Here is a 22500-nt window from a genome sequence, read left to right as displayed (position 1 = left end):
ACCTCAAAGGAAACAGCAGCTTTCCTGAAAGTGTTTCGCAGGTTAACTCGCCTGTGTGGCGCCTGTACCGGCACTGTGCGGGACCGCGTCGCGAGCCGCCGCGGCCGGGAGCCCGCGATGTGTGCGTTCGACGGCTTGGCCCCAGTACGTCCCCGAGACGACGAGTACGGCTCCGAGGACGGAGAGCCCGGTGAGCCGCTCACCGCCGAGGGCGGTGCCGACCAGCAGGGCCCACACCGGTTCGGTGCCCAGCAGCAGCCCGGCCCGGGTCGCGGAGGTGCGCTGGACCGCCCAGGTCTGGGCGAGGAAGGCGAACAGGCCGCAGAAGAGGGCCAGATAGAGGAGCTGCGCCCAGGTGACGGCGCCGGTCCGGGCCGTCGCGGGCAGCCCGGGGGCCGCGAACGGCAGGAACAGGGCGGCGCCGACGGCGCACTGCACGGCGGTCAGCTGCAGCGGGCGCAGGGCCCGGCCCGCGGTCACCCGGCCGACCAGCACCACATGCCCCGCGCGGACCACGGCCGCCGCGAGCATCAGCAGGTCACCGGCTCCGGGGGCACGCATCCCGTGACCGGAGACGAGCAGCCCGACACCCGCCAGGCACACCCCGGCGGCGAGGAAGAACCTGCCCGGCAGCCCGACCCGGTCCAGGACCGGGGTGAGGACGAGGGTGAGGCTGATGATCAGGCCCGCGTTCCCGGCGCTGGTGCGGGCGACTCCGTACGTCTCCAGGACGAGGACGGCGGCCTGGGTGAGGCCGAGCAGGCCGCCGTAGATCCTCTCGTCCCGGGTGAGGCCGCCGAACCGGGGCAGGACGACCGCGCACGCGAGCGCGGCGACGGCGTAGCGCACGAAGAGGACGGTAGGTACGGGCAGCGCGTCCGTGGCGGACTTCGCCGTCAGGTAGCTGGAGCCCCAGACGACGGCGACGGCCAGGAGCACTACATCGATACGGCGGGTGGTCGGCATGCCGTTCACGATCCACGACCTGCATGTTGAAGTAAACGACGACCTTCTCAACCAATCCTTTAGCAGAGCTACACTCACGGCGTGGACGAACGGCAGCTGCGGGTCCTGCGGGAACTGGGCGAACTGGGCAGCGTCACGGCGGTCGCCGAAGCGCTGCGGGTGACGCCCTCGGCCATCTCGCAGCAACTGCGGCTGCTCCAGCGCTCGATCCCGGTCCCGCTCACCGAGCGGGCCGGCCGCCGGCTGGTCCTCACACCGGCCGGGCAGGCCCTGGCCGACGCGGCGATCGGTGTGGAGACCGCGCTGGCCAGAGCCCGCCACACCATCGACGCGTACGTCGACGAACCCGACGGCACGGTGTCGCTCGCGGCCTTCCACAGCGGGGCCGCCGCGTTCTTCCCCCTGCTGCTGCGACGGCTGGGCGGGCCGGGTTCCCCCCGGCTCACCCTCCACGACGAGGACGTGGCGCAGGCCGACTTCCCGCCGCTGACCCGCGGCTACGACCTGGTGATCGCCCACCGCCTGGACCACGCCCCGCCCTGGCCCCGGACCGCCACGGCCACCCCGCTGCTGCGCGAACCGCTCGACATCGCCCTGCCCGTCGGCGACCCGCTGGCCGCGCGGCCCGCACTGACCGCGCACGACGTCGCCGGCCGGCCCTGGATCACCGTGCACGACGGCTTCCCGCTGCTGGCCACGGTCGAGGCCGTCGCGGCGGCGGCCGGCCGCCGGGTCGACATCGTGCACCGTGTCAACGAGATCGCCGTGGTCGCCGAGGTGGTCGCCGCGGGCGGCGGCGTCGCCCTGATGCCCCGCTGGACGTCCCGCCCGCACCCGGGCGTCGTCCTCAGACCCCTCGACGGCATCGAGTCCCACCGCCACATCGACGTGCTCCACCGCCCCGAGCGCACGGCCCGCAGGGCGGTACGGACCGTTCTCGGCGAACTCGTCGAGGCGGCGCGGACCATCCGGAGCCAGGGCGCCGGCCGCGCGGATCCGCCTGCCGGGTCCGGTTCGACGACGGAACCGGCTTGACCTGGAGCGTGCTCCAACTCCTAGCGTTCTCGCCGTACCCGTTTCCGAGGAGAACCTGAGGAGCGACATGAGCGAGAGCAGCACGCGCGAAGAGCGTTTCGCCCACGGACTGGAGGTCCTGCGGAAGGTCGACGGCGAGGCCGGGCAGCGGGTCATCGACTCGCTGACCGACGTCAGTCCCGAGATGGGCCACCAGATCGTCGCCTGGGGCTTCGGCGAGATCTACGCCCGCCCCGGACTCGCGCCCCGGGACCGGCAGTTGGTGACGCTGGGCATGCTCACCGCGCTGGGCGGCTGCGAGCCCCAGCTGGAGGTGCACGTCAACGCGGCCCTGAATGTGGGCCTGTCCCCCGAGGAGATCGTCGAGGCCCTGCTGCACTCCGCCGGGTACTGCGGTTTCCCGAAGGCCCTCAACGCCACCTTCGTCGCGAAGAAGGTGTTCGCCGAGCGTGGGCTGCTGCCGGTCGGACAGCAGCCCGCGCCGGACGCTACTTCTGCCTGATCCGCAGGAAGGTGACCGAGTTCGCCGGGAAGGTGTAGGTGAACGTGTCCGCGACCCCGGTGAAGGTGGACGTGACGGGGGCGACCGCGGTGGACGTCTCCGTGTTCACCGCGTCGGGCGCCGCCGCGAGCGTGGTCACCCGGGCCTTCCCGGCCACCTTCGCGCCGCCGAGGTCGATGGCCGTGCGGGCCGCCGAGGACTGGGCGTTGACGACCTTGACGATCAGGTCGCCGGTCTTCCTGTCCTCGGTGACGACCTGCCGGAACGGCTCGGCGGGCTTGTCGTCGGTGAAGCTGCCCCACTCCTGTCCGTCGAGGTAGAGGGTGACCTGCCGCCCCCGCACCCTGATGTCGACGTCGTAGGCGCGGCCGGTCTCCACCGACCCGGCCTTGGCGATCAGCGTGGACTTGCCGCCGCCCACGGCCTGCTCGACCGCGGTCTGGGTGTTGTTCCAGCCGCCGATGTTCCACCAGTAGTAGTCGCCGGTGCCCTTGACGCCGAAGGCGACGAGGAAGCCCTCCTTGCCGGACTTCTTGGTGGCCTTCACATGCAGGTCGTAGTCGTGCCAGTTCGTGTCACCGGCCTGGACCATGGTGTTCTCGGCGGTGTCGGAGGTCTCGACGTACTGCCCGTCCTGGATCTCCCAGCTGCCGCCGCCGGTGTGCGTCCACTGCGCGGCGTCACCGGAGAAGTCGTCGCTGAGCAGGGTGTTCCCGTCGGCGTCGGTCACCTTGACGTCGTCGTAGGCGGCGCTGGTGTTCCAGGTGGACAGGCCGACGGCGCCGGAGATCGGGGCGAGCAGGGACGGGGTGCCGGTGGCCGTGGAGGGCACCACCCGGTCGCCGACGTTGTTCATGAACAGCTTCTGGACCTCGTAGTTGGCCGAGTCCCAGGAGGCGTGGTTGTTGAACCACACCAGGTCCGGGCGCCACTGGACGTAGTCCTCGTTGGCGAACAGCGGTGCGTAGGAGGCGAGTTTGACGACGTCCGCGTTGCGTTCGAGGCCGGTCATGTAGGCCGCCTCGGCGAGGCCGTTCTTGAAGGTGTTGCCGCCGGAGGCGTACTCGCCGACGAAGACCTTGGGCCCGCTCCTGTCATAGCTGTCGTAGCGGTCGTTGTTCTGGAGGAACCACTGCGGGCTGTTGTAGTAGTGCTCGTCGACCATGTCGACCTTGGCGTCCTTGTTGAGCTGCCAGGCCGTGTCGAAGGTCGTGCCGGAGTCGTCCGGGCCCGAGTTGGAGATCACCTGCATGTACGGGTACTCCGCCTGGATCGCGGCCCGGAACTGCGTGAAGCGGGCGAAGAACTCGGTGGGCAGGTTCTCCTCGTTGCCGACCTCGATGTGGGTGAGGTGGAAGGGCTTGGGGTGGCCCATCCGCGCGCGCAGCCCGCCCCACTTCGAGGTCACCGGGCCGTTGGCGAACTCGACGAGGTCGAGGGTGTCCTGGATGTGCCGCTTGAGCAGCGCGTCGTCGTCGACGGCCTTGTTCTGCCCGCAGCCGGTGACGAGCGCCGGGACGACGGGCAGCGGCATGGCGCCGACGTCCTCGGCGAAGCGGAAGTACTCGTAGTAGCCGAGCCCATAACTCTGGTTGTAGCCCCAGAAGTTGGCGTTGGCGGCGCGGGCCTCGACCGGGCCGACGGTGTCCTTCCACTGGTACGACCGCTTGCGCTGGTAGCCGGAGTCCGCGCTGTAGTCCTGCATCGAGCCGGTGTTGACCAGGCAGCCGCCGGGGAAGCGGACGAAGCCCGGGTGCAGGGCGGAGATCTTCTCGGCGAGGTCCTTGCGCAGGCCGTTGGGCTCGTGCTTGTAGGTGTCGCGCGGGAAGAGGGAGACCATGTCGAGGGCGGCGGCGTCCGAACCGGCCACGGTGAGACGCCCGGTGGAGCTGGTGCGGGTGGCGGTGAAGGCCGCCTTGTACTTGGCCCAGCCGTGCTTCCCCACGGTCACCTGCCGGGCGGCGGCGAGGGTGCCGCCGGAGTCCGACAGGCCGACGGTGAGGGTCGTGCCGCTGTCGGCGCGGGCCCAGACCGAGAAGTCGTACCTCTTGCCGTCCTCGACGCGGATGCCGGAGTTGTAGCCGGAGTTGGTCACGGCCGAACCGGCGGACAGGGAAAGGTAGTTGCGGTTGCGGTCGTTCAGCCGGCCGTCGTCGTCCACGACCTGGGCGGTGCCGGTGACCGTCCACGCGGTGAGCGGGGTGTACGACTTGTTGTCGTCGGCCGTGTACTCGAAGGACCGGTTCTGGACCAGCTCCGCGTACAGCCCGCCGTCGGCGGCGCGGTTGATGTCCTCGAAGAAGACGCCGTACATCGTCTTGTCGATCCCGGCGCCCCGGGCGGCCGGGTCGACGGTGATGGCGTAGTCGGTGGTGTCCTCGGCGTGGGCGGGGGACGGGAGCAGACCGGCAGCGAGCAGGAAAGCGCTTGCTCCGAGGCCGAGTCTCAGCCGGGTGCGCATGGTGCGTGACATGGATTCTCCGCGGCTCGTGAGGAGGATTACGTCATTCACGTCATTCGAAATATCGGACAACGATCAGCACTTCGAACGGCAAGATAGGGAGAGGGTCATGAGCGCGTCAATGGGGCGGGGGTTGCCCGCGCCCTCGGCCACGGGCCCGGGCGGCGTAGGGTTGTGGGCCGACGAAGGGATGACCGTGGGCGAGTTCTGGCCGGTGGCGGACGTGCTGGCCCATCTGGCCGGGCGGTGGCGGGTGGACCGGACCGTGCGGGACCTGACGAGCGGAGCCGAGGGCCGCTTCGAGGGGGCGACGCTGTTCCGGCCCCTGGACGGCGGCGGCCTGCTGCACGAGGAGTCGGGGACGTTCACCTGGCAGGGCGTGCCCCGCCCCGCCGAACGCACCCTGCGCTTCCTGCCGGGCCCCCGGCCGGGCACCGCCGACGTGCGCTTCTCCGACGGGCGCCCCTTCCACGACCTGGACCTGACATCAGGCCACCACGTCGCCGACCACCCCTGCTCGGCCGACCTCTACCGCGGCGAGTTCACCGTCCAGGACACCGACCACTGGCACACGACGTGGCGAGTGCGCGGCCCGGCAAAGGACCTGCTGCTGACAACCGACTACGCCCGCGAGCACTGATCGCCCCTTCCGGGGCGCCCCCGAAGGGACACGGGGAACTGCGCGACCAGCCACGGCGGCGTCGCGGCCGACGACGTCACGGTCCTCCCGGCGGCACCGGCGCCGAAGCCGGGTCGAACCGGAGGTTCCACCGGCCGCCGCGTCCCGTCACCGTGGTGGTGGACAGCGGGCGGACGTCGATGTTCCAGTACGTCGCCGGCGGAGCCTTGAGCGCGTAGACGAGGGCGGCCCGGATCACCGAGGGCTCGGCGACGGCGACGATACGGTCGCCGTCGTTCACGGGTCGGGTGTCGAGCCAGCCGCCGACCCGGGTGATGAACGCCATCAGCGACTCGCCGCCGTGCGCCGTGCCGAGCGGGTCGGAGAGCCAGGCGTCCACCTGGTCCGGCTCCCTGGCCATCGCCTCCCCCAGCGTCAGCCCGCGCCAGCGGCCCATGTCGCAGTCGCGCAGCGCGAGCTGGACCAGCGGGGCATAGCCCAGGGCGTCGCCGGTCGCGCGGCTGCGCGGAGTCGGCGAGCAGTAGCGCAGCTCGGCCGCCGCGAGCGGCAGTAGCTCACCGGCGACGCGCTGCACCTCGTTCCAGCCCGCCTGGTCCAGCGGGCGGTCGTCCTGGAAGCGCTCCGCGAGCAGCGGTGAGCTGCGCGCGGCCGCGACGAACGTGACCCGAAGTGGCATGCGGCGATGGTGTGACGCGCATGTGCGCAGGTCAAGGGCGATTGGGCTGCGAGTTGTCGGACGTGGAGGAAATGTTACTCAAAGGTCAGGAGGAGTCCGACAAGTCAGCCGGAATGTCACTCGGGCACCGGGTAGTAGAGCGCCATCCACTGGTCAGGGTGTTCGAGCGGGGCGAATCCGAGCTTCTCGTAGACCCCGTGGGCGTCGTGGGTGGCCAGCAGCACGCGCCGCACGCCGGACGGCCGCAGGTGCTCGCGGACCGCGCCGACCATCGCCGTGCCGACGCCCTTGCCGCGCACCGACGGGTCGACGTAGACGTCGCAGAGCCAGGCGAACAGCGCCTGGTCGGTCACCACGCGCGCGTACGCCACCTGCTCCCCGGTGACGGTGTCGTAGACCCCGAAGTTGAGCGAGCCCGCCATCGCGCGCTCGTGCTGCTCCCGCGGGCGGCCGGTCGCCCAGTAGGCGTCGGTCGACAGCCAGTGGTGGACGCGCTCGACGTCCACGCGGTCGGTGTCGGCGGAGAACTCGTAGCCCTCGGGGAGGCCGGATGTGTCGCTCATGCGGGGATCCTCGCCGGACGGGCGGGCCGGCGTCGATCGGATTTCAGGGTCCGGGACGCAGCACCTCGTCGCAGGCGGCCCGCAGCCGTCGTACCCCCTCCAGGATCTCCCCCGTCCCCGCGACCGCGGCGAAGCTCAGGCGGACGTGGGCGGCCGGGGCCTCGGCGCTGAAGTACGGGCGGCCGGGGGTGATGGCGACGCCGGCGCGGAGGGCGGCGGCGGTGAGGGTGGTGTCGTCGGTGCCGTCGGGCAGGCGCGGCCAGAGGTGGTAGCCGCCGGAGGGGATGTGCGGGAGGGCGAGTTCGGGGATGTGGTGGGCGAGGGCACCCGTGAGGGCGTCGCGGCGGGACTTCAGCTCGGCGGCGAGGTTGCGCAGGTGGCGGGGCCAGGCCGGGGAGCCGACGAGTTCGAGGGCGGCCTCCTGGAGCGGGCGGGGGACGAAGAAGGTGTCGACGATCTGGATGGCGCGCAGCCGTTCCAGGACCGGGCCGCGGGCGGCGAGGGCGGCCACCCGGAAGCTCGGCGAGGTGGCCTTGGTGAGCGAGCCGACGTGGACGACGACGCCGTCGGGGTCGTCGGCGGCGAGCGGGCGGGGCAGCGGGCCCGCGTCGGCGTGCACCAGCCGTCGTACGTAGTCGTCCTCGATCACGAACGCGCCGGCCGCGCGGGCGATGCGCAGCACCTCGGCGCGGCGGTCGGGGGCGAGGACGGCGCCGGTCGGGTTCTGGAAGAGGGGCTGGCAGACGAAGACCCGGGCGCCGGTGGCCCGGAAGGCGTCGGCGAGGAGGGCGGGCTTCACGCCGTCGGGGTCGACCGGGACCGGGACCGGACGGAGGCCGGCGGCGCGGGCGATGGCGAGCATGCCGGGGTAGGTGGGCGACTCGACCAGGACCGGGGCGCCGGGCGGGGCGAGTGCGCGCAGGGCGGTGGCCAGGGCGGACTGGCCGCCGGACGCGATCAGCACCTCGGCGGCGGTGACCGCGCCGCCGATGTCCCGGGCGAACCACTCGCGCAGTTCGGGAAGGCCTTCGAGCGGCGGCCGGCCCCAGGCGCCGGGGCGGCGGCCGGCCCGCGCCAGCGCCGCCGCCATCGCGCGCTCGGGTTCCAGGGAGGCGTGCAGGTAGCCGCCGCTGAGTTCCAGCACGCCGGGCGGCGGGGCGGCCAGGCACACGGTGACCCCGGAGGCGTCGACGGTGCGCGGGACCACGTCGAGTGCGCCGTCGGCGCTGAGCGCCACCTCCTGCCAGGAGGTGTCCCCGGCCGGCTCGGGCGCGGTGCGCGGCGGGGCCTTGAAGGCGCCGGCACCGGGCCGGGTGACGACCAGGCCCTCCGCGACCAGCTGGGCCAGCGCCCGGGAGACGGTCACCGGGCTCACCCGGAACCGTTCGACGAGGGCCCGGCTCGACGGGAGCTTTCCACCAGATGAGTAGCGGTCGAGGTCCCGTCGCAGGCGTTCCGCCAGTTCTGCCACGCTGCTACGCTCTTGCATGAGAGCAAAGAGTAGCGCTATCAGCCCGACTTCGATAGCGGTCGGCACTCCCCCGGCCGACGGCACGGCTGACACCCCGAGCCACGCCCCGACCCGCGCCCCGGCCACTGCGCCGGGCACCCGTCCGACCGCCCGCTCCTCCCAGCGGCTCGGCACTTTGCAGGCCGCGCTCGGTGTCGTCGCCTTCTCCCTCACCTTCCCGGCCACGGCCTGGGGCCTGGAGGGCTTCGGGCCGTGGGCGCTGGTGGCGGTGCGGAGCGTGCTCGCAGCGGCCATGGCGGGCGGCTGCCTGCTGTTCCTGCGGGTACGGCTGCCCGAGCGCCGGCACTGGGCGGGGCTGGCGGTCGTCGCGGCCGGGGTCGTGGTCGGCTTCCCGCTGCTGACCACGCTCGCCCTGGAGACCTCCACCACCGCGCACGCGGCCGTCGTGGTGGGCCTGCTCCCGCTGACCACCGCCGCGTTCTCGGCCCTGCGCATGGGCATCCGCCCGTCCCGCACCTTCTGGGCGGCGGCCCTGGCGGGCGCGGTGGCCGTGCTGGCGTTCACGGTCGCCCAGAGCGGCGGGGCGTTCACCGCCGCCGACGGGTACCTGTTCGCGGCCCTCGTGGTGTGCGCGGCCGGCTACACCGAGGGCGGCCGGCTGGCCCGGATCATGCCGGGCTGGCAGGTCATCGGCTGGGCGCTGGTGGGCTGCCTGCCGCTGACCGTGCCGGCCGCGGTGATCGCGCTGTCGTACGAGCCGGTCGTCTGGAACGCGCACGGGGTGGCCGGTGTGCTGTGGGTGGCGGCGGGCTCGCAGTTCCTCGGCCTGGTGGTCTGGTACCGGGGGATGGCGGCCGTCGGCATTCCGAAGGCCAGCCAGTTGCAGTTGGCGCAGCCCCTGCTCACACTGGTGTGGTCGGTGCTGCTGCTGGGCGAGCACCTCACCGCGGCCGCTCCACTCACGGCCGCAGCGGTGCTCGTGTGCATCGCCGTCACCCAACGATCGCGATCGTGAGGAGGCCCTGGAGATGCGTGCTTCCAAGGGCGACCAGCTTGTCCAGCACGGCAGGGTGGTCGGACAGCACGACCAGGTCTCGGAAATCGTCCAGGTACTCGGTCCCGAGGGCAACCCGCCCTACCGGGTCCGGTTCGAGGACGGGCACGAGGCCATCATGTCCCCCGGTCCGGACTGCCAGGTCAGGCACCGGGAGGTCCACGAACAGCGCTAGGCGCTCCGCCGGTCGGGCCGTTCGTCCGGCGCGCGCAGGTGGGGGCTGGTCGCGCAGTTCCCCGCGCCCCTTTGGGGCGCGCTGCTCAGCCGCGAGTCAGCGCGGTGGGGTCGCCGGCTGCTTGTAGTGGTCGGCGACCACGCGGGCGAGGGCTCCGATGCGGTCGGCGGAGACGTCCTTCGCGGCGAAGTAGACGTGGCCGCCGACCTGCGCGTACCGGGCGGCCAGGGTGAGGTGCCGGGAGAGTTCGGCCGGGTCCTGCCAGGCCGAGGCCGCGCCGGCGGCCCCCGCCTGGTAGAGCGCCTCGCCGATGTAGAGCCGGGTCCCGGATCCCTTGGCCACGCCCGCCCACCAGTCGACCACCTTGGCGTAGTCGGCGGCGGAGTTGCCGATCTGCCAGTACACCTGCGGGACGATGTAGTCGATCCAGTTCTTCTGCACCCATTTCCGGGTGTCCGCGTACAGGTCGTCGTACGTCTCGACACCCGCCTTGGTGTCCGAACCCCGGGAGTCGGTGGCGGCGTTGCGCCACACCGCGAACGGGCTGATGCCGAACCGGGTGCCGGGCCTCAGCTTCTTCACCCCGGCGGCGGTCTCGGTGACCAGCTTGTCGATGTTGTCCCGCCGCCAGGCGGCCCGGGAGGAGAAGTCACCGCCGTGGGTGTCGTACGCGTCGTCGTCGTCGAAGATCTGGCCGGCCACCGGGTACGGGTAGAAGTAGTCGTCGAAGTGGACCGCGTCCACCGGGTACTTGGCGACCGCGTCGAGGATGGCCTGCTCCACGAAGGCGCGGACGGCCGGGATGCCCGGGTTGTAGTAGAGCCTGCCGCCGTACCGCACCACCCAGTCCGGGTGTTTGCGGGCCGGGTGCGAGGCGACCAGCTTGCCCGGGTCGGTGTGGTTGGCGATCCGGTACGGGTTGAACCAGGCGTGCAGTTGCAGGCCCCGGGCGTGGGCCTCCTTGACGGCGGTGCCCAGCGGGTCCCAGCCGGGGTCCTTGCCCTGGGTGCCGGTGAGGTACTGCGACCACGGCTCGTACGGCGAGGGCCAGAAGGCGTCGGCGGTGGGCCGTACCTGGAACATCACGGCGTTGAGCCGGTGGTCGACCGCCTTGTCGAGAAGGGCGGTCAGCTCCTTGTACTGGGCGGACGCCGACAGTCCGGTGCGGGAGGGCCAGTCACGGTTGGAGACGGTCGCCAGCCACATGCCGCGCATCTCGGTGACCGCCCGGCGGGGTGGCCGCGCCGACGGGGCAGCCGTGCCGGGTGCCGCCGACGCCAGCACGGACAGGGCCGCCAACGCGAACGCCCTGCGAGACACTCGTGCCATCGTAAGACCCTCTCACTCTCCGGATCCGTCCGGTCACGGATCGCCTCCGCGGCACAGGATGCCCGCACCCGGACGATCGATCATCGATACTTACGGGTAACGTGCTCGAACGGAGCAGGCGCCGGATCCGGAGGTCCTGCCGGCCGCTCGTAGATCAGCGAAGGGGACGATGTGACCGACATCGAGAAGGTCGGAGTCGTGGGCTGCGGCCAGATGGGAGCGGGCATCGCCGAGGTCGCCGCCCGCTCCGGTCTGGACGTGCGGGTCGCCGAGACCACCGGCGAGGCCCTGGAGATCGGCCGCACCCGGCTGCACAACTCCCTGGCCAAGGCCGCCGAGCGCGGCAAGATCAGCGAGGAGGAGCGGGACGCCACGCTCGCCCGGCTGAGCTTCACCACGGACCTCGGCGAGTTCGCCGACCGCGACCTGGTGATCGAGGCCGTCGTCGAGAACGAGCAGGTGAAGACGGAGATCTTCCAGGTGCTCGACCAGGTGGTGACCCGCCCGGACGCGATCCTGGCATCCAACACCTCCTCGATCCCGCTGGTGAAGCTGGCGGTCGCCACCTCGCGGCCCGACCACGTCGTCGGCATCCACTTCTTCAACCCGGCCCCGGTGCAGAAGCTGATCGAGCTGATCCCGGCACTCACCACGTCCGAGGGCACCATCAGCCGCGCCCAGATGTTCGCCGAGAAGGTGCTCGGCAAGCACGCGATCCGCGCCCAGGACCGCTCCGGCTTCGTGGTCAACGCGCTGCTGGTGCCGTACCTGCTCTCGTCCATCCGGATGTTCGAGTCCGGCATCGCGAGCCGCGAGGACATCGACAACGGCATGGAGATGGGCTGCGCCCACCCGATGGGCCCCCTGAAGCTGTCCGACCTGATCGGCCTGGACACCATCGTCTCCATCGCGAACAGCATGTACGCCGAGTACAAGGAGCCGCTGTACGCCGCTCCCCCGCTGCTCCAGCGCATGGTCGAGGCCGGCCGGCTGGGCCGGAAGACCGGCTCGGGCTTCTACACGTACGGCTGAGCACACCAGGCTGCCACACTCTGCTGCCACACTCTGCTGTCACACCCTCCCGACTACAGGGAGCGATGTTCCACGGGCCCGGCACCGACTTCGGTGCCGGGCCCGTGTGTTTCACACACCGTGTGCGCACCGGGCTCGCATATGCCCGTCGCACACTCTCCCCACGCGCTCACCAGGCGAGTTCACTCTTCATGCGCATGCAAGGGATGCGGAACGACCCATTCGACTACGCAAAGGAGCGGACCCGTGGCCACCGAACCAGAGCATCCCGTGGTCCAAGGAGAACTCGCAGAGTTACGTCGTCGCCTCGATGTGGCCTACGCACAGGTCGAGGGAGGGCTGAACCTCCTGAGCCACCGCACCAAGGAGACGGCCAAGGAACTGGACGACCTCAACACCCGCCTCGCCTCGCTGGAACACGCCCGCTGGCCCCTGCCCTCGATCGCAGCGCTCACCGCACTGGGCGCCCTCGTCGTCACCGTCTGGCAGACGCTGGCCCACTAGTCTTCGCTGAGCCTCATGTGGTGCAGCAGGAGTAACGCGGCCGCCATGTTGGCGGCCGGGACCTCCCCACGGGCGATCATGTCCGGGACGAGCTTGAGCGGGACCCACTCCCGGCGGTCCGACTCGAAGTCGTCCACGGGGTGTCCGAGGTACTCGCCCTCGTCGGACCAGTAGATGTGGTGCCGGGCGTCGGTGAGGCCGTTGGACGGCTCCACGGTCATCAGATGGTGCAGGGTTCCCGGCCGCCAGCCGGTCTCCTCCTCCAGTTCCCTGGCGGCCGCGACGGCGATGTCCTCGCCGTCCTCGACGACTCCCGCCGCGAGTTCCCAGCCCCAGCTGTCGGTGATGAAACGGTGGCGCCACAGGAGGAGGACCTCGCCCGCCTCGTTGACCACCGTCGCCACGGCCACGGGCCGCAGCCGTATCAGGAAGTGGTCGAGGTGCCGGCCGTCCGGCAGCTCGACATCAGCGAGATTCACGCTGAACCAGCGGTTTTCATACACAGTTTGTTCGTTCTGTTTCGTCCACTGCACGGTTCTGCCACCTTCCGCCGAGTAAGTGGCAATATCGCAGCAGCGGCTTCGTAGGCCTACCGCGCCTAGAGCGGTACGCGCAGTGCGCCGTCGATCAGCTCGGCGGCCTCGGCGGTTCCCACGCCGCCGCTGCGCACCAGGTGCTCGCGTACCGCGCGGAGTCTGTCGCGCAGGCGCTGCGACTCCATTCCGCGGGCCTGTTCGGCCATCTGCACGGCCGTGGCCACCGCGTTCTCGGCGTTCCCCTGGCGCAGTTCGATGGTGCTCAGCATGGCCAGCCGGTGCACCCGCCCCCGGTCGTGGGCGGGGTTGTCGACGGCAGCGGCGGCATGCTCCCGGGCGGCGGCGAGTTCACCGAGGCTGAGCAGCGCCTCGGCCACCTGTACGTTGACCAGACCGGGCTGGACATAGCCGGTCTCGTCGGGCTCGTGGCCCCGCCGGATGCGTTCGGCGGCCGACTCGGCCCGCCGGATGCAGGACAGCGCGCTCGTGCCGTCGCCGAGGTGGGCGTACGCCTTCGCCTGCATCGCGTAGAGGTCGGAGGCGAGGGCGGGGGTGATGTGCTTGCCCGCGGCGCGCAGCGCGGCCTCCGCGAAGGCGACGGCCTGCCGGAACTCCCGCATGAACAGCGCCTGGTTGACGAGGAGCGCGATGACGTACGCGCCGAGTCCCCGGTCGCCGCTGGCCTTCGACAGGCGCAGCGCCTGGTGGAAGTAGCGCTGGGCGAGGCCGTGGGCGTCGGAGTCGTAGGCGCAGATCCCGGCGATCGCCACCAGTCCCCCGGTGGCGCGGTGCAGTTGACGGCCCGTCGCGTCCGCGTAGCTGCCGCGCAGGAGGGGCGCCGCCTCGGCGTTGAGGAAGCCGACGATCCGGGTGCGGGTGGCCATGCCGCCGGCCTTGCGGTACATCTGCTCGTAGTGCGCCCGGGCGGCGCGCAGCATCTCCAGGTCGGCCGCGGTGACCCGGTGCCGCCCGCCCCGCGAGACGTCGACGTCCTCCGGGGGGTTCTCCCACTCCCACACCGGCATCACGGCGGGCGTGCCGGTGACGGCGGGGGCGCCGAGTATGTGCGGGCGCTGCTGTTCGTCGGAGCGCCACAGGGCGGTGGCCCGCTCGACGAAGCCGGAGAGCGAGGTGGCGTGCGGGACGCTGGGCTCGCCGGGTACGCCGAGGCCGATGTCGTCCAGGGTGACCGGCCGGTGCAGCCGGGCCGCGAGCACCTCGCAGATCAGGTCGGGCACCTGGCCGCGTGGCCGCTGGCCCTTCAACCACCGGGCGACGGCGGTGTGTTCGTAGCGGAGCGTGAGCCCGCGGGCCCGGCCCGCCTGGTTGACGTGGGCGGCGAGCCCGGCGTGCGAGATCCCCGCCTCGTCCAGGATCGCGTCGAGCAGAGAGTTGGGCTGCATGGATGCCCCCCGAGTGGCCTGGTGCCGTCAGCGTAGTGCGGGTGCGTTCACACGGGGTGTGAACGAAGTGCGCGAATCCGTAGCGTGCGCGCACTGTCGCGGAGTGTGTCCGGCCGGTTGACTGAACTGCCTCGCAAGAGGCCGGCCGGGCCGCCGGCTCCCCCTCGTACAGTGCGGTGGCCTGGCCGTTGGCTCGGCCGACATCGGGGGCTAGCCGTGTGTTGTCGGCTGCGGGTGCGTGGGGGTTGCTCGCGCCCCCGCGGCGGAGCCGCTGATGTCAGCGCCCCGCGCCCCCAACGGGGCGCGTTGATGGGCGCGTTCGTTGTGGAGTACCAGGAGGGCGATGTCGTCGGTCGGACGGCCGTTGGTGTGGTGGAGCAGGGCGGTGAAGACCGCTCGGAGGATGGCCTGAGGGGAGACCGGGCGGTCTCGGACCGCTTCTGCGAGCGCTTCCGGGAGGGAGAAGAAGTGGCCCCTCGGGCTTCTCGCGTCCTCCGCACCGTCCGTGAAGAGGACGAGCGACTCGCCGTCGAGCAACTGGCCGCAGTCGGTTGCGGTCAGGTCCGTCGGCAGCGGGAAAGGCCCGAGGGGCGGTAGTGGATCGGCCACCGACAGGGGCTCGACCCGCGCACCGCTGAGCACGTACGGCCAGGGATGTCCGCAGTTGATCACCCGAAGCTCGCCGTCTCCCGCGATCTCCAGCAGCAGTACGGTCACGAACTCCTCGGCCACCGGGCTGTCCGGGTCCGGGGCGCCGCCGGCCGGGTGTTCCGCCCTGGCTTGTTCTCGTAGGTGTCTGGCGAGGGCGCGGTCCAGGCGGCCGAGGACGCGGCCCAGTTCGGGTTCGTCGTGGGCGGCCTCGCGGAAGCTGCCGAGGACGGCGGCGACCGTACCGATCGCCGACAGTCCGTGCCCGCGTACGTCGCCCATGACGACCCGTACGCCGTGTTCGGTGGCGACGGCCTCGTAGAGGTCGCCGCCGATGCTCGCGCCCCGGTCGGCGGAGAGCTGGGCGGCGGCGACGTTGAGCCCGGCGAGCCGGGGCGGCAGCGGCCTCAGCAGCACGCTCTGCGCGGCGCCGGCGACCATCCGGGCCTGCCGCAACTCCCTGAGCAGGGCCCGGCGGACATGGAGTATGAGACCGGTGCCGACCGCGAAGAACACGGCGCTGGTGACGATCCGTGCGCCGAGCCCGGTCTGCTCGGCCAGCGGGCAGCCGAACCTGTAGCCGACCGCGACGGCGCCCCACAGTGTGGGCAGTCCCAGTGCGAGGGCACGGCGCCTGGGCCGTGAGTACGTCCGGGGCCGCCTGCTGCGGGGAACCCCAGCCTTGATGCGGATCATGCCGATGGCCCCCAAGTAGGCCCTGACAGATACAGACGGACCGACCCCGAGAGGCCGGTCCGATTCTGTCGACGGGATGCCCCGAAAGGGCCATGTCCCGGATGGATCTCACCCAAATGAGTGACCACCAACAAGACACCCGCATTTATGCAGGTAGCAGCACTGGTGAGCGCCCTCGCGGAAGCGCCCCGCCAGGGGCGCGGGGAACTGCGCGACCAGCCAGGACGAAACCCGCACCCGACCGAGTCGCGCAGCCCCCACGGCGCCTAGCCGCGCAGCACCGCTCCCGTACGCTCCCCGGCAAGGGCGACCGCAGCGTCACGCGCAGCCGACGCCTCTTCGACGGTCAGCGTCCGGTCACTCGCCCGGAACCGCAACGCGTACGCCAGCGACTTCTTCTCCTCGCCGAGCTGCGCGGCGTTCTCGTACACGTCGAACAGCCGGATCGCCTCCAGGAGTTCGCCCGCCCCCTCGCGCAGCGCGGCCTCGACATCGGCGGCCGGTACCGGCTTGTCCACCACGAGGGCGACATCCTGCGTGGCCACCGGGAACGTGGAGATGCCGGGCGCCTGCGGAGTGCCGTCGCCGACCTGCTCCAGCGCGTCCAGGTCCAGCTCCATCGCGCAGGTGCGGGCCGGCAGGCCGAGGGCCTTGACCACACGCGGGTGCAGCTCGCCGGCGTGGCCCACGACCCGCTCCGCGCCGTCGGCGACGACGACCAGCTCGGCGCACCGGCCGGGGTGCCACGGCCCGTACTGCCCGGACCGCACGATCAGCTCGGCCCCGGCCTCACGCGCGACCGCGCGCCCCGCCTCGACCGCGTCGGCCCAGTCGGCCGGACGGCCCTTGCCCCACCAGCCGGCCTGCTCGCGGGCGCCCGTGAGGACGACGGCGACGTGGCGCGGCTGCTCGGGCAGCACGGCGTCGAGCGCGGCGAGTTCCGCGTCGGTCGGACGGCGGTCGACCGGCAGGTGACCGGCGATGCCCTGCTCCGCGCGCGGCAGGAAGACCAGGCCCGTCTCGAACAGGGCCAGGTCGTGCGCGCCGCGTCCGTCGTTGCGCCGGAGCGCGCCGAGCAGGCCCGGGAGCAGCGAGGTGCGGAGCGCGGGCTCCTCGTCGTTGAGCGGGTTGGTCAGCCGGACGACGCGGCGGGCCGGGTCGTCGGCGGCCAGGCCCAGCTGGTCGAAGACCTGCTCGCTGACGAACGGGTAGTTCGGCGCCTCGACGTAACCGGCCCCGGCGAGCACGCGGCCCACCCGGCGGTGCAGGCGCTGCCGGTGGGTCAGGCCACGGCCGGCCGGCGGCTTGGGCAGCGTGGAGGGCAGGTTCTCGTAGCCCTCCAGGCGGATGACCTCTTCGGCCAGGTCGTTCTGTTCGAGCAGGTCGGGCCGCCAGGACGGGACGGTGACGAGCAGTTCGTCCTGCCCGTAGACGTCGCAGCCGACCTCCTGGAGGCGGCGGACGACGATCTCCCGGCCGTACTCCACGCCCGCGACCCGGTCGGGGTGGTTCGCCGCGACCGTGATGGTGTGCGGCGCGGACGGCGCGATGGCCTCGGTGACGCCGGCCTCGGCGGTGCCGCCGGCGAGCAGCACCAGCAGGTCGACGGTGCGCTGCGCGGCGGCGGCCGCGGCCTGCGGGTCGACGCCGCGCTCGAAGCGGCGGGAGGCCTCGGAGGACAGCTTGTGCCGGCGGGCGGTGCGCGCGATGGCGACGGCGTCGAAGTGGGCCGCCTCGATCACGACGTCGGTCGTGGCGTTCTCCCCGTTCTCGGCGGCATCGTGATCCGCGATCTCGGTGTTGGCGCCGCCCATGACGCCCGCGAGGCCGATCGGGCCGCGGTCGTCGGTGATGACCAGGTCCTCGGCGTGCAGCTTCCGCTCGGTGCCGTCGAGGGTGACGATCTTCTCGCCCTCGGCCGCGCGGCGGACGCCGATGGTGCCCTGGACCAGGTTGCGGTCGTAGGCGTGCAGCGGCTGGCCGAGCTCCATCATCACGTAGTTGGTGACGTCGACCGCGAGGGAGATCGGGCGCATGCCGACCTTCTGCAGGCGGCGCTGGAGCCAGATCGGGGAGCGGGCCTCGGGGCTCAGACCGGTGACGGTGCGCGCGGTGAAGCGGTCGCAGCCGAGCGGGTCGGAGACCTGGACCGGGTAGCCGAAGGCGTTCGGGCCCGGCACGTCGATCAGCGCCGGGTCGCGCAGCGGCAGCCCGTAGGCGATGGCGGCCTCGCGGGCCACGCCGCGGATGGACAGGCAGTCGCCGCGGTTGGCGGTGACGGCGATGTCCAGGACCTCGTCGACCAGCTCCAGGAGCTCGATGGCGTCCTTGCCGACCTCGGTCTCCGGCGGCAGCACGATGATGCCGTGGGTGCCGTCGTCGCCCATGCCCAGCTCGCCGCTGGAGCAGATCATGCCGTGCGAGGTCCTGCCGTACGTCTTGCGCGCGGCGATGGCGAAGTCGCCGGGGAGCACCGCGCCCGGCAGCACGACCACGACCTTGTCGCCGACGGCGAAGTTGCGGGCGCCGCAGACGATCTCCTGGGGCTCACCGGTCCCGTTGGCGGTGCCGACGTCGACCGTGCAGAAGCGGATCGGCTTCTTGAAGCCCTCCAGCTCCTCGATGGTGAGGACCTGGCCGACGACCAGGGGGCCCTTGAGGCCGTCGCCGAGCTGCTCGACGGTCTCGACCTCCAGACCGGCCGAAATCAGCTTGGCCTGCACGTCGCGGCCGGTCTCGGTGGCCGGCAGGTCGACGTACTCCCGCAGCCAGGAAAGCGGGACCCGCATCAGATCTCCATCCCGAACGGCCGGGTGAACCGGACGTCACCCTCGACCATGTCTCGCATGTCCTCGACGTTGTGGCGGAACATCAGCATCCGCTCGATGCCGAACCCGAAGGCGAAGCCGCTGTACTTCTCCGGGTCGACGCCGCAGGCGGTGAGCACCCGCGGGTTGACCATGCCGCAGCCGCCCAGCTCGATCCAGCCCTCGGAGGAGCAGGTACGGCAGGGGCGGTCGGGGTTGCCGACGGACTCGCCCTTGCAGACGTAGCAGAGCATGTCCATCTCGGCGGACGGCTCGGTGAACGGGAAGAAGTTGGGCCGCAGCCGGGTCTTCATGCCCTCGCCGAACAGCGACTGGACCATGTGGTCCAGGGTGCCCTTGAGGTCCGACATGGTCAGGCCCTCGTCCACGGCGAGCAGCTCGACCTGGTGGAAGACCGGGGTGTGCGTGGCGTCCAGCTCGTCGGTGCGGTACACCCGGCCGGGGCAGATCACGTACACCGGCAGCTCGCGGTCGAGCAGGGAGCGGATCTGGACCGGGGAGGTGTGCGTGCGCAGCACGACGCCGGATTCGGTGCCGCCCTCGGGGCCCTGCACGAAGAAGGTGTCGGCCTCGCCGCGGGCCGGGTGGTCCGGGCCGATGTTGAGGGCGTCGAAGTTGAACCACTCGGCCTCGACCTGCGGGCCCTCGGCGACCTCGTAGCCCATGGCCACGAAGATGTCCTCGATGCGGTCGGACAGGGTGGTCAGCGGGTGGCGGGCGCCGGCCGGGACGCGGTCGTACGGCAGTGTGACGTCCACCGCCTCCTCGACCAGCACCCGGGCGTCGCGCTCGGCCTCCAGCTCCTCCTGGCGGCCGGCGAGCGCCTTGTTCACGGCGCCGCGGGCCTGGCCGACCAGCTTGCCGGCGGCCGCCTTGGCGTGCGGGGGCAGGGCGCCGATCTCGCGGTTGGCGAGCGACAGCGGGGAGGTGCCGCCGGTGTGGGCGACCTTGGCCTCCTGGAGCGCGTCGAGGGAGTCCGCGGCGGCGAAGGCGGCGAGCGCCTCGTCCCGCATGCGCTCGATCTCTTCCGGTTTCAAGGCCTCGACCTCGACTGGGTCGTACGACTTATTCGGTGCCGACATCTCTTCCCGTGCTTCCGTTGGCTGGCTGAAGGTCCCCGTGACCGCTGGTCGGCCGTGTGAAGGACACAAAGGTGCCAAAGGCCGAGTCTAACGGGGTGGAGGTATATGAATGCGCCCGCGGGCCGCTCGGCGGATCTCAGGCGAGATAGGCCGGCGTGCTCACGGGCAACGTAAATCGGAACTCGGCGCCACCGCCGGGGGCGCGTCCGACGGTGATGGTGCCGCCGTGGGCCTCGACGATGCCCTTGACGATGTACAGCCCGAGGCCGGTGCCGCCGCGCTTGCTGCCCCGCCAGAAGCGGGTGAAGACGCGGTTCATGGATTCCTCCGGGATGCCGGGCCCTTCGTCGCTCACCGTGACCGACGTGGCTGCGTTCTCCGGGCCTTCCCCTTCGCGCGGGGACGCCGTGGCCGTGATGTCGATGGTGACGGTTCCCTCGCCGTGCCGCACGGCATTTTCGATGAGGTTGCTGAGGACCTGGTCGACCTTGTCGGGGTCGGCCCAGAGCGCGGGCAGCGGCTGCTCGATACGGAGCAGGAAGCGGTCGGCGGGCTGCCCGGCGGCGACGTACGCCTGGATGTGCCGTCCGACGGCCGCGCCTATGTCCACGGGCTGCCGGCGCACCTCAAGGCGTCCGCTGTCGATCCGCGAGATGTCCAGCAGCTCGGCGATGAGCCGGGTGACCCGGTCGGCGTCCGCGTCGACCGTCTCCAGCATCAGCCGTTTCTGGTCGTCGGTGAACCGTTCCCACTTGGCGAGCAGGGTGGCCGTGAACCCCTTGACGGAGGTCAGCGGCGAGCGCAGCTCGTGCGCGACGGTGGCGATCAGCTCGGCGTGACTGCGTTCGGTACGGCGCCGGGCTTCGGTGTCCCGCAGCGACACGACGACCCGGCGCACGGGCCCGGTGGGCTCGGCCCGCACGTACCGGGCGGACACCAGTACCTCCCGGCCGCCGGGCAGCAGCAGGTTGCGCTCCGGCTGGCCGACCCGGATGGCGAGACCGCCGTACGGATCGGTGAGCTGCCACCAGCGGCGCCCCTCCAGGTCCTCTAAGGGCAGGGCCTTCTCCAGGCGCTGCCCGAGGGCGTCGGCGGGGGCGGTGGCGGTGATGCGGGCGGCGGCGGCGTTGAAGCAGACGACGAGACCGTGTTCGTCGGCGACCACCAGGCCGTCAGGCAGCTCGTCGGGATCGATGCCGAGCCCGGTGAGGTCGCCGTGCCGGGGTGCGGGTACGCGGCCGGTGCCGCGGCCGCCCGGCGCGTTGCTGGTGCCGACACTCATAACCCCGTACTCCACCTCTCAGACGGCGCAGCAGGCCCCCGAGCTGGTCACCCTACTAGCTCTGCGTGACGGAACGGCACCCTCCAGAGGCGCGCTGTGCACGGGCCGATGCATAGAGACATACGGCGGCGGCGGTGGCGAGGTTCAGGCTCTCAGCCTTCCCGTGGATCGGGACGCGCACGACAGCGTCCGCCAGCGCGCGGGTCTCCTCCGGGAGCCCCCAGGCCTCGTTCCCGAACACCCAGGCCGTGGGCCCGCCCATGGTCCCCTTGTCCAGCTCGTCGTCGAGGTCGTCGGTCCCGGCCCCGTCGGCGGCGAGGATCCGCACACCGACGCCCTTCAGCCCGGCCACGGCCTGCTCGACGGGGACGCCGACGGCGACGGGCAGGTGGAAGTGCGAGCCGACGGAGGCCCGGACCGCCTTCGGGTTGTACAGGTCCACGGAGGCGTCGGTGAGTACGACGGCCTCGGCGCCGGCCGCGTCGGCGCACCGCAGCACGGTGCCGGCGTTGCCGGGGTCGCGGACGTTGGCGAGCACGGCGACGAGCCTGGGCCGGGCGGCGAGGATCTCCTCGAACGGCGTGTCCAGGAACCGGCACACCCCGACGAGCCCCTGGGGGGTGACGGTGGTGGAGATGTCGGCGATGACGTCCTCGGAGGCGAGGTGGATCCGGGCGCCGGCCGCCCCGGCCGCTCCGATGATGTCGGCGTACCGCTCGGCGGCCTCGACGGTGGCGAACAGCTCGACGAGCGTCGCCGCGTCACCGGCCCGATGCCCGGCCGCCTCCCGCACGGCCTGCGGCCCCTCGGCAAGAAACAGCCGCTCCTTCCCCCGGAAGTTCCGCCGCTCCAGCCGCCGAGCGGCGGCCACACGGGCGGAACGGGGGGAGATCAGCTCGGGGGTGGGCATGTTGTCGTTCACCTTCGGAGACATCGGGAGCTTTCTTACCGCCGGGCCGGCAGTTTCACTTGCCCGCGCCGGCGGGGTGCCGCCGCGCCCACCCGTGCCGCCCCCGGCGGCACGACTGCCCGCGGCTGGGAAGCCGACGCGACCGCCGGCGGCTGAGGAGCGCCCTGAAGGGGCGCGGGGAACTGCGCGGCCCGCTCCCACCGGCCCGCGGCCGAGAGACGGCAGACCGCGGCGGCAACAGCAGGACCCGCAAGCCCTGGAGCCTGCGGGTCCTCGAGTCACGTCGGCCGAAGCCAGCGCAGCGTCACGCCGCCTTGGGGGCGTTGACGTCCGCCGGCAGCGCCTTCTGCGCCACCTCGACGAGCGCGGCGAACGCGCCGGCGTCGTTGACGGCCAGCTCGGCCAGGATCTTGCGGTCGACCTCGACGTTCGCGGCCTTCAGACCCTGGATGAAGCGGTTGTAGGTGATGCCGTTGGCGCGGGCAGCGGCGTTGATGCGCTGGATCCACAGCTGACGGAAGTCGCCCTTGCGCTTCTTGCGGTCGTTGTAGTTGTAGACCAGCGAGTGGGTGACCTGCTCCTTGGCCTTGCGGTACAGGCGCGAACGCTGACCGCGGTAGCCGGAGGCCGCCTCGAGGATCGCCCGGCGCTTCTTGTGGGCGTTGACTGCCCGCTTGACGCGTGCCACTTGTTTAACTCCTTGTAGC

General features: G+C 71.9%; 21 protein-coding genes. 7 read left to right on the top strand and 14 right to left on the bottom strand.

Annotation, left to right across the window (positions count from 1 at the left end; translation table 11 throughout):
- Positions 1 to 42: 42 nt before the first annotated feature.
- A complete protein-coding gene (locus ACGF5O_RS25285; protein ID WP_393812140.1) occupies positions 43 to 966 on the bottom strand; it encodes a DMT family transporter in 924 nt (307 codons plus the stop codon).
- A gap of 81 nt (positions 967 to 1047) precedes the next feature.
- On the opposite strand from ACGF5O_RS25285, the gene ACGF5O_RS25280 reads away from it, so the two are divergent.
- A complete protein-coding gene (locus tag ACGF5O_RS25280; RefSeq protein WP_393812139.1) occupies positions 1048 to 2001 on the top strand; it encodes a LysR family transcriptional regulator in 954 nt (317 codons plus the stop codon).
- 67 nt (positions 2002 to 2068) lie between these two features.
- Positions 2069 to 2503: a carboxymuconolactone decarboxylase family protein gene (locus ACGF5O_RS25275; RefSeq protein ID WP_393812138.1), complete on the top strand. Its 435-nt coding sequence runs from the start codon at positions 2069 to 2071 to the stop codon at positions 2501 to 2503.
- Here ACGF5O_RS25275 and ACGF5O_RS25270 read toward each other — a convergent pair.
- Positions 2490 to 4976 (bottom strand): alpha-L-arabinofuranosidase C-terminal domain-containing protein, encoded by a 2487-nt coding sequence (locus tag ACGF5O_RS25270; RefSeq protein WP_393812137.1) that lies wholly within the window; start codon positions 4974 to 4976, stop codon positions 2490 to 2492. The genes ACGF5O_RS25275 and ACGF5O_RS25270 overlap by 14 nt on opposite strands.
- A 184-nt stretch (positions 4977 to 5160) precedes the next feature.
- Between ACGF5O_RS25270 and ACGF5O_RS25265 the strand changes: the two genes are divergently transcribed.
- Positions 5161 to 5604 carry a DUF6314 family protein gene (locus tag ACGF5O_RS25265; RefSeq protein WP_393812340.1) on the top strand — a complete coding sequence of 148 codons (444 nt, stop codon included), beginning with the start codon at positions 5161 to 5163 and terminating at the stop codon, positions 5602 to 5604.
- Between the two features lie 76 nt (positions 5605 to 5680).
- On the opposite strand, the gene ACGF5O_RS25260 is transcribed toward ACGF5O_RS25265, so the two are convergent.
- From ACGF5O_RS25260 to ACGF5O_RS25250, 3 genes are all read right to left on the bottom strand, one after another.
- A complete protein-coding gene (locus ACGF5O_RS25260; RefSeq protein ID WP_393812136.1) occupies positions 5681 to 6280 on the bottom strand; it encodes a histidine phosphatase family protein in 600 nt (199 codons plus the stop codon).
- Between the two features lie 116 nt (positions 6281 to 6396).
- Positions 6397 to 6843: a GNAT family N-acetyltransferase gene (locus ACGF5O_RS25255; protein ID WP_393812135.1), complete on the bottom strand. Its 447-nt coding sequence runs from the start codon at positions 6841 to 6843 to the stop codon at positions 6397 to 6399.
- A 43-nt stretch (positions 6844 to 6886) separates the two neighbouring features.
- Positions 6887 to 8332 (bottom strand): PLP-dependent aminotransferase family protein, encoded by a 1446-nt coding sequence (locus ACGF5O_RS25250; protein WP_393812134.1) that lies wholly within the window; start codon positions 8330 to 8332, stop codon positions 6887 to 6889.
- Here ACGF5O_RS25250 and ACGF5O_RS25245 point away from each other — a divergent pair.
- Positions 8331 to 9329, top strand: a complete 999-nt coding sequence (locus tag ACGF5O_RS25245) for a DMT family transporter (RefSeq protein WP_393812133.1) — start codon at positions 8331 to 8333, stop codon at positions 9327 to 9329. The genes ACGF5O_RS25250 and ACGF5O_RS25245 overlap by 2 nt on opposite strands.
- Before the next feature lie 13 nt (positions 9330 to 9342).
- Positions 9343 to 9543, top strand: a complete 201-nt coding sequence (locus ACGF5O_RS25240) for a DUF1918 domain-containing protein (protein WP_362584441.1) — start codon at positions 9343 to 9345, stop codon at positions 9541 to 9543.
- 96 nt (positions 9544 to 9639) lie between these two features.
- Here the strand turns inward: ACGF5O_RS25240 and ACGF5O_RS25235 are convergent, their stop codons facing one another.
- A complete protein-coding gene (locus ACGF5O_RS25235) occupies positions 9640 to 10872 on the bottom strand; it encodes a glycoside hydrolase family 10 protein (RefSeq protein WP_393812132.1) in 1233 nt (410 codons plus the stop codon).
- Between the two features lie 171 nt (positions 10873 to 11043).
- Here ACGF5O_RS25235 and ACGF5O_RS25230 point away from each other — a divergent pair, with 171 nt between their 5' ends.
- Both ACGF5O_RS25230 and ACGF5O_RS25225 read left to right on the top strand, forming a co-directional pair.
- Entirely contained in the window at positions 11044 to 11904 is an 861-nt protein-coding gene (locus ACGF5O_RS25230; RefSeq protein ID WP_393812131.1) for a 3-hydroxybutyryl-CoA dehydrogenase, read from the top strand.
- Between the two features lie 246 nt (positions 11905 to 12150).
- Positions 12151 to 12408, top strand: coding sequence for a hypothetical protein (locus ACGF5O_RS25225; RefSeq protein WP_355710958.1), 258 nt, complete (start codon positions 12151 to 12153; stop codon positions 12406 to 12408).
- Here the strand turns inward: ACGF5O_RS25225 and ACGF5O_RS25220 are convergent.
- The 8 genes from ACGF5O_RS25220 to rplT all read right to left on the bottom strand — a co-directional run bounded on the left by ACGF5O_RS25220 (position 12405) and on the right by rplT (position 22481).
- Positions 12405 to 12941 (bottom strand): NUDIX hydrolase, encoded by a 537-nt coding sequence (locus ACGF5O_RS25220; protein WP_393812130.1) that lies wholly within the window; start codon positions 12939 to 12941, stop codon positions 12405 to 12407. The two genes, ACGF5O_RS25225 and ACGF5O_RS25220, sit on opposite strands and share 4 nt — an antisense overlap.
- A 65-nt stretch (positions 12942 to 13006) precedes the next feature.
- Positions 13007 to 14347, bottom strand: coding sequence for a transcriptional regulator (locus ACGF5O_RS25215; RefSeq protein ID WP_393812129.1), 1341 nt, complete (start codon positions 14345 to 14347; stop codon positions 13007 to 13009).
- Positions 14348 to 14557: 210 nt separating this feature from the next.
- The gene (locus ACGF5O_RS25210) at positions 14558 to 15691 is read right to left on the bottom strand and encodes a PP2C family protein-serine/threonine phosphatase (protein ID WP_393812128.1); all 1134 of its coding nucleotides are present in this window, start codon (positions 15689 to 15691) and stop codon (positions 14558 to 14560) included.
- Between the two features lie 266 nt (positions 15692 to 15957).
- Positions 15958 to 18480 carry a phenylalanine--tRNA ligase subunit beta gene (gene pheT, locus ACGF5O_RS25205; RefSeq protein WP_393812127.1) on the bottom strand — a complete coding sequence of 841 codons (2523 nt, stop codon included), beginning with the start codon at positions 18478 to 18480 and terminating at the stop codon, positions 15958 to 15960.
- Positions 18480 to 19601 (bottom strand): phenylalanine--tRNA ligase subunit alpha, encoded by a 1122-nt coding sequence (pheS, locus tag ACGF5O_RS25200; protein WP_393812126.1) that lies wholly within the window; start codon positions 19599 to 19601, stop codon positions 18480 to 18482. The genes pheT and pheS overlap by 1 nt, the downstream gene beginning before the upstream one ends.
- A gap of 136 nt (positions 19602 to 19737) precedes the next feature.
- Positions 19738 to 20883 (bottom strand): sensor histidine kinase, encoded by a 1146-nt coding sequence (locus ACGF5O_RS25195; RefSeq protein ID WP_393812125.1) that lies wholly within the window; start codon positions 20881 to 20883, stop codon positions 19738 to 19740.
- Between the two features lie 55 nt (positions 20884 to 20938).
- Positions 20939 to 21793: a TrmH family RNA methyltransferase gene (locus ACGF5O_RS25190; RefSeq protein ID WP_393812339.1), complete on the bottom strand. Its 855-nt coding sequence runs from the start codon at positions 21791 to 21793 to the stop codon at positions 20939 to 20941.
- Between the two features lie 304 nt (positions 21794 to 22097).
- A complete protein-coding gene (rplT, locus tag ACGF5O_RS25185) occupies positions 22098 to 22481 on the bottom strand; it encodes a 50S ribosomal protein L20 (RefSeq protein ID WP_018549117.1) in 384 nt (127 codons plus the stop codon).
- Positions 22482 to 22500 lie beyond the last annotated feature (19 nt).

The organism is Streptomyces sp. NPDC048291, from assembly GCF_043201715.1.
Taxonomy (GTDB): Bacteria; Actinomycetota; Actinomycetes; order Streptomycetales; family Streptomycetaceae; genus Streptomyces.
Note: the sequence above shows the minus strand (reverse complement) of the source record. Positions and strands in the feature narration are given on the sequence as shown.

What these genes read in the sequence shown, in the direction of transcription:
- ACGF5O_RS25255 (WP_393812135.1), bottom strand. Translation starts at nt 6,843, where the DNA reads ATGAGCGACACATCCGGCCTCCCCGAGGGCTACGAGTTCTCCGCCGAC.
- ACGF5O_RS25285 (WP_393812140.1), bottom strand. Translation starts at nt 966, where the DNA reads ATGCCGACCACCCGCCGTATCGATGTAGTGCTCCTGGCCGTCGCCGTC.
- ACGF5O_RS25270 (WP_393812137.1), bottom strand. Translation starts at nt 4,976, where the DNA reads ATGTCACGCACCATGCGCACCCGGCTGAGACTCGGCCTCGGAGCAAGC.
- pheT (WP_393812127.1), bottom strand. Translation starts at nt 18,480, where the DNA reads ATGCGGGTCCCGCTTTCCTGGCTGCGGGAGTACGTCGACCTGCCGGCC.
- ACGF5O_RS25210 (WP_393812128.1), bottom strand. Translation starts at nt 15,691, where the DNA reads ATGATCCGCATCAAGGCTGGGGTTCCCCGCAGCAGGCGGCCCCGGACG.
- ACGF5O_RS25235 (WP_393812132.1), bottom strand. Translation starts at nt 10,872, where the DNA reads ATGGCACGAGTGTCTCGCAGGGCGTTCGCGTTGGCGGCCCTGTCCGTG.
- ACGF5O_RS25250 (WP_393812134.1), bottom strand. Translation starts at nt 8,332, where the DNA reads ATGCAAGAGCGTAGCAGCGTGGCAGAACTGGCGGAACGCCTGCGACGG.
- ACGF5O_RS25245 (WP_393812133.1), top strand. Translation starts at nt 8,331, where the DNA reads ATGAGAGCAAAGAGTAGCGCTATCAGCCCGACTTCGATAGCGGTCGGC.
- ACGF5O_RS25190 (WP_393812339.1), bottom strand. Translation starts at nt 21,793, where the DNA reads ATGCCCACCCCCGAGCTGATCTCCCCCCGTTCCGCCCGTGTGGCCGCC.
- pheS (WP_393812126.1), bottom strand. Translation starts at nt 19,601, where the DNA reads ATGTCGGCACCGAATAAGTCGTACGACCCAGTCGAGGTCGAGGCCTTG.
- ACGF5O_RS25240 (WP_362584441.1), top strand. Translation starts at nt 9,343, where the DNA reads ATGCGTGCTTCCAAGGGCGACCAGCTTGTCCAGCACGGCAGGGTGGTC.
- ACGF5O_RS25275 (WP_393812138.1), top strand. Translation starts at nt 2,069, where the DNA reads ATGAGCGAGAGCAGCACGCGCGAAGAGCGTTTCGCCCACGGACTGGAG.
- ACGF5O_RS25195 (WP_393812125.1), bottom strand. Translation starts at nt 20,883, where the DNA reads ATGAGTGTCGGCACCAGCAACGCGCCGGGCGGCCGCGGCACCGGCCGC.
- ACGF5O_RS25260 (WP_393812136.1), bottom strand. Translation starts at nt 6,280, where the DNA reads ATGCCACTTCGGGTCACGTTCGTCGCGGCCGCGCGCAGCTCACCGCTG.
- ACGF5O_RS25215 (WP_393812129.1), bottom strand. Translation starts at nt 14,347, where the DNA reads ATGCAGCCCAACTCTCTGCTCGACGCGATCCTGGACGAGGCGGGGATC.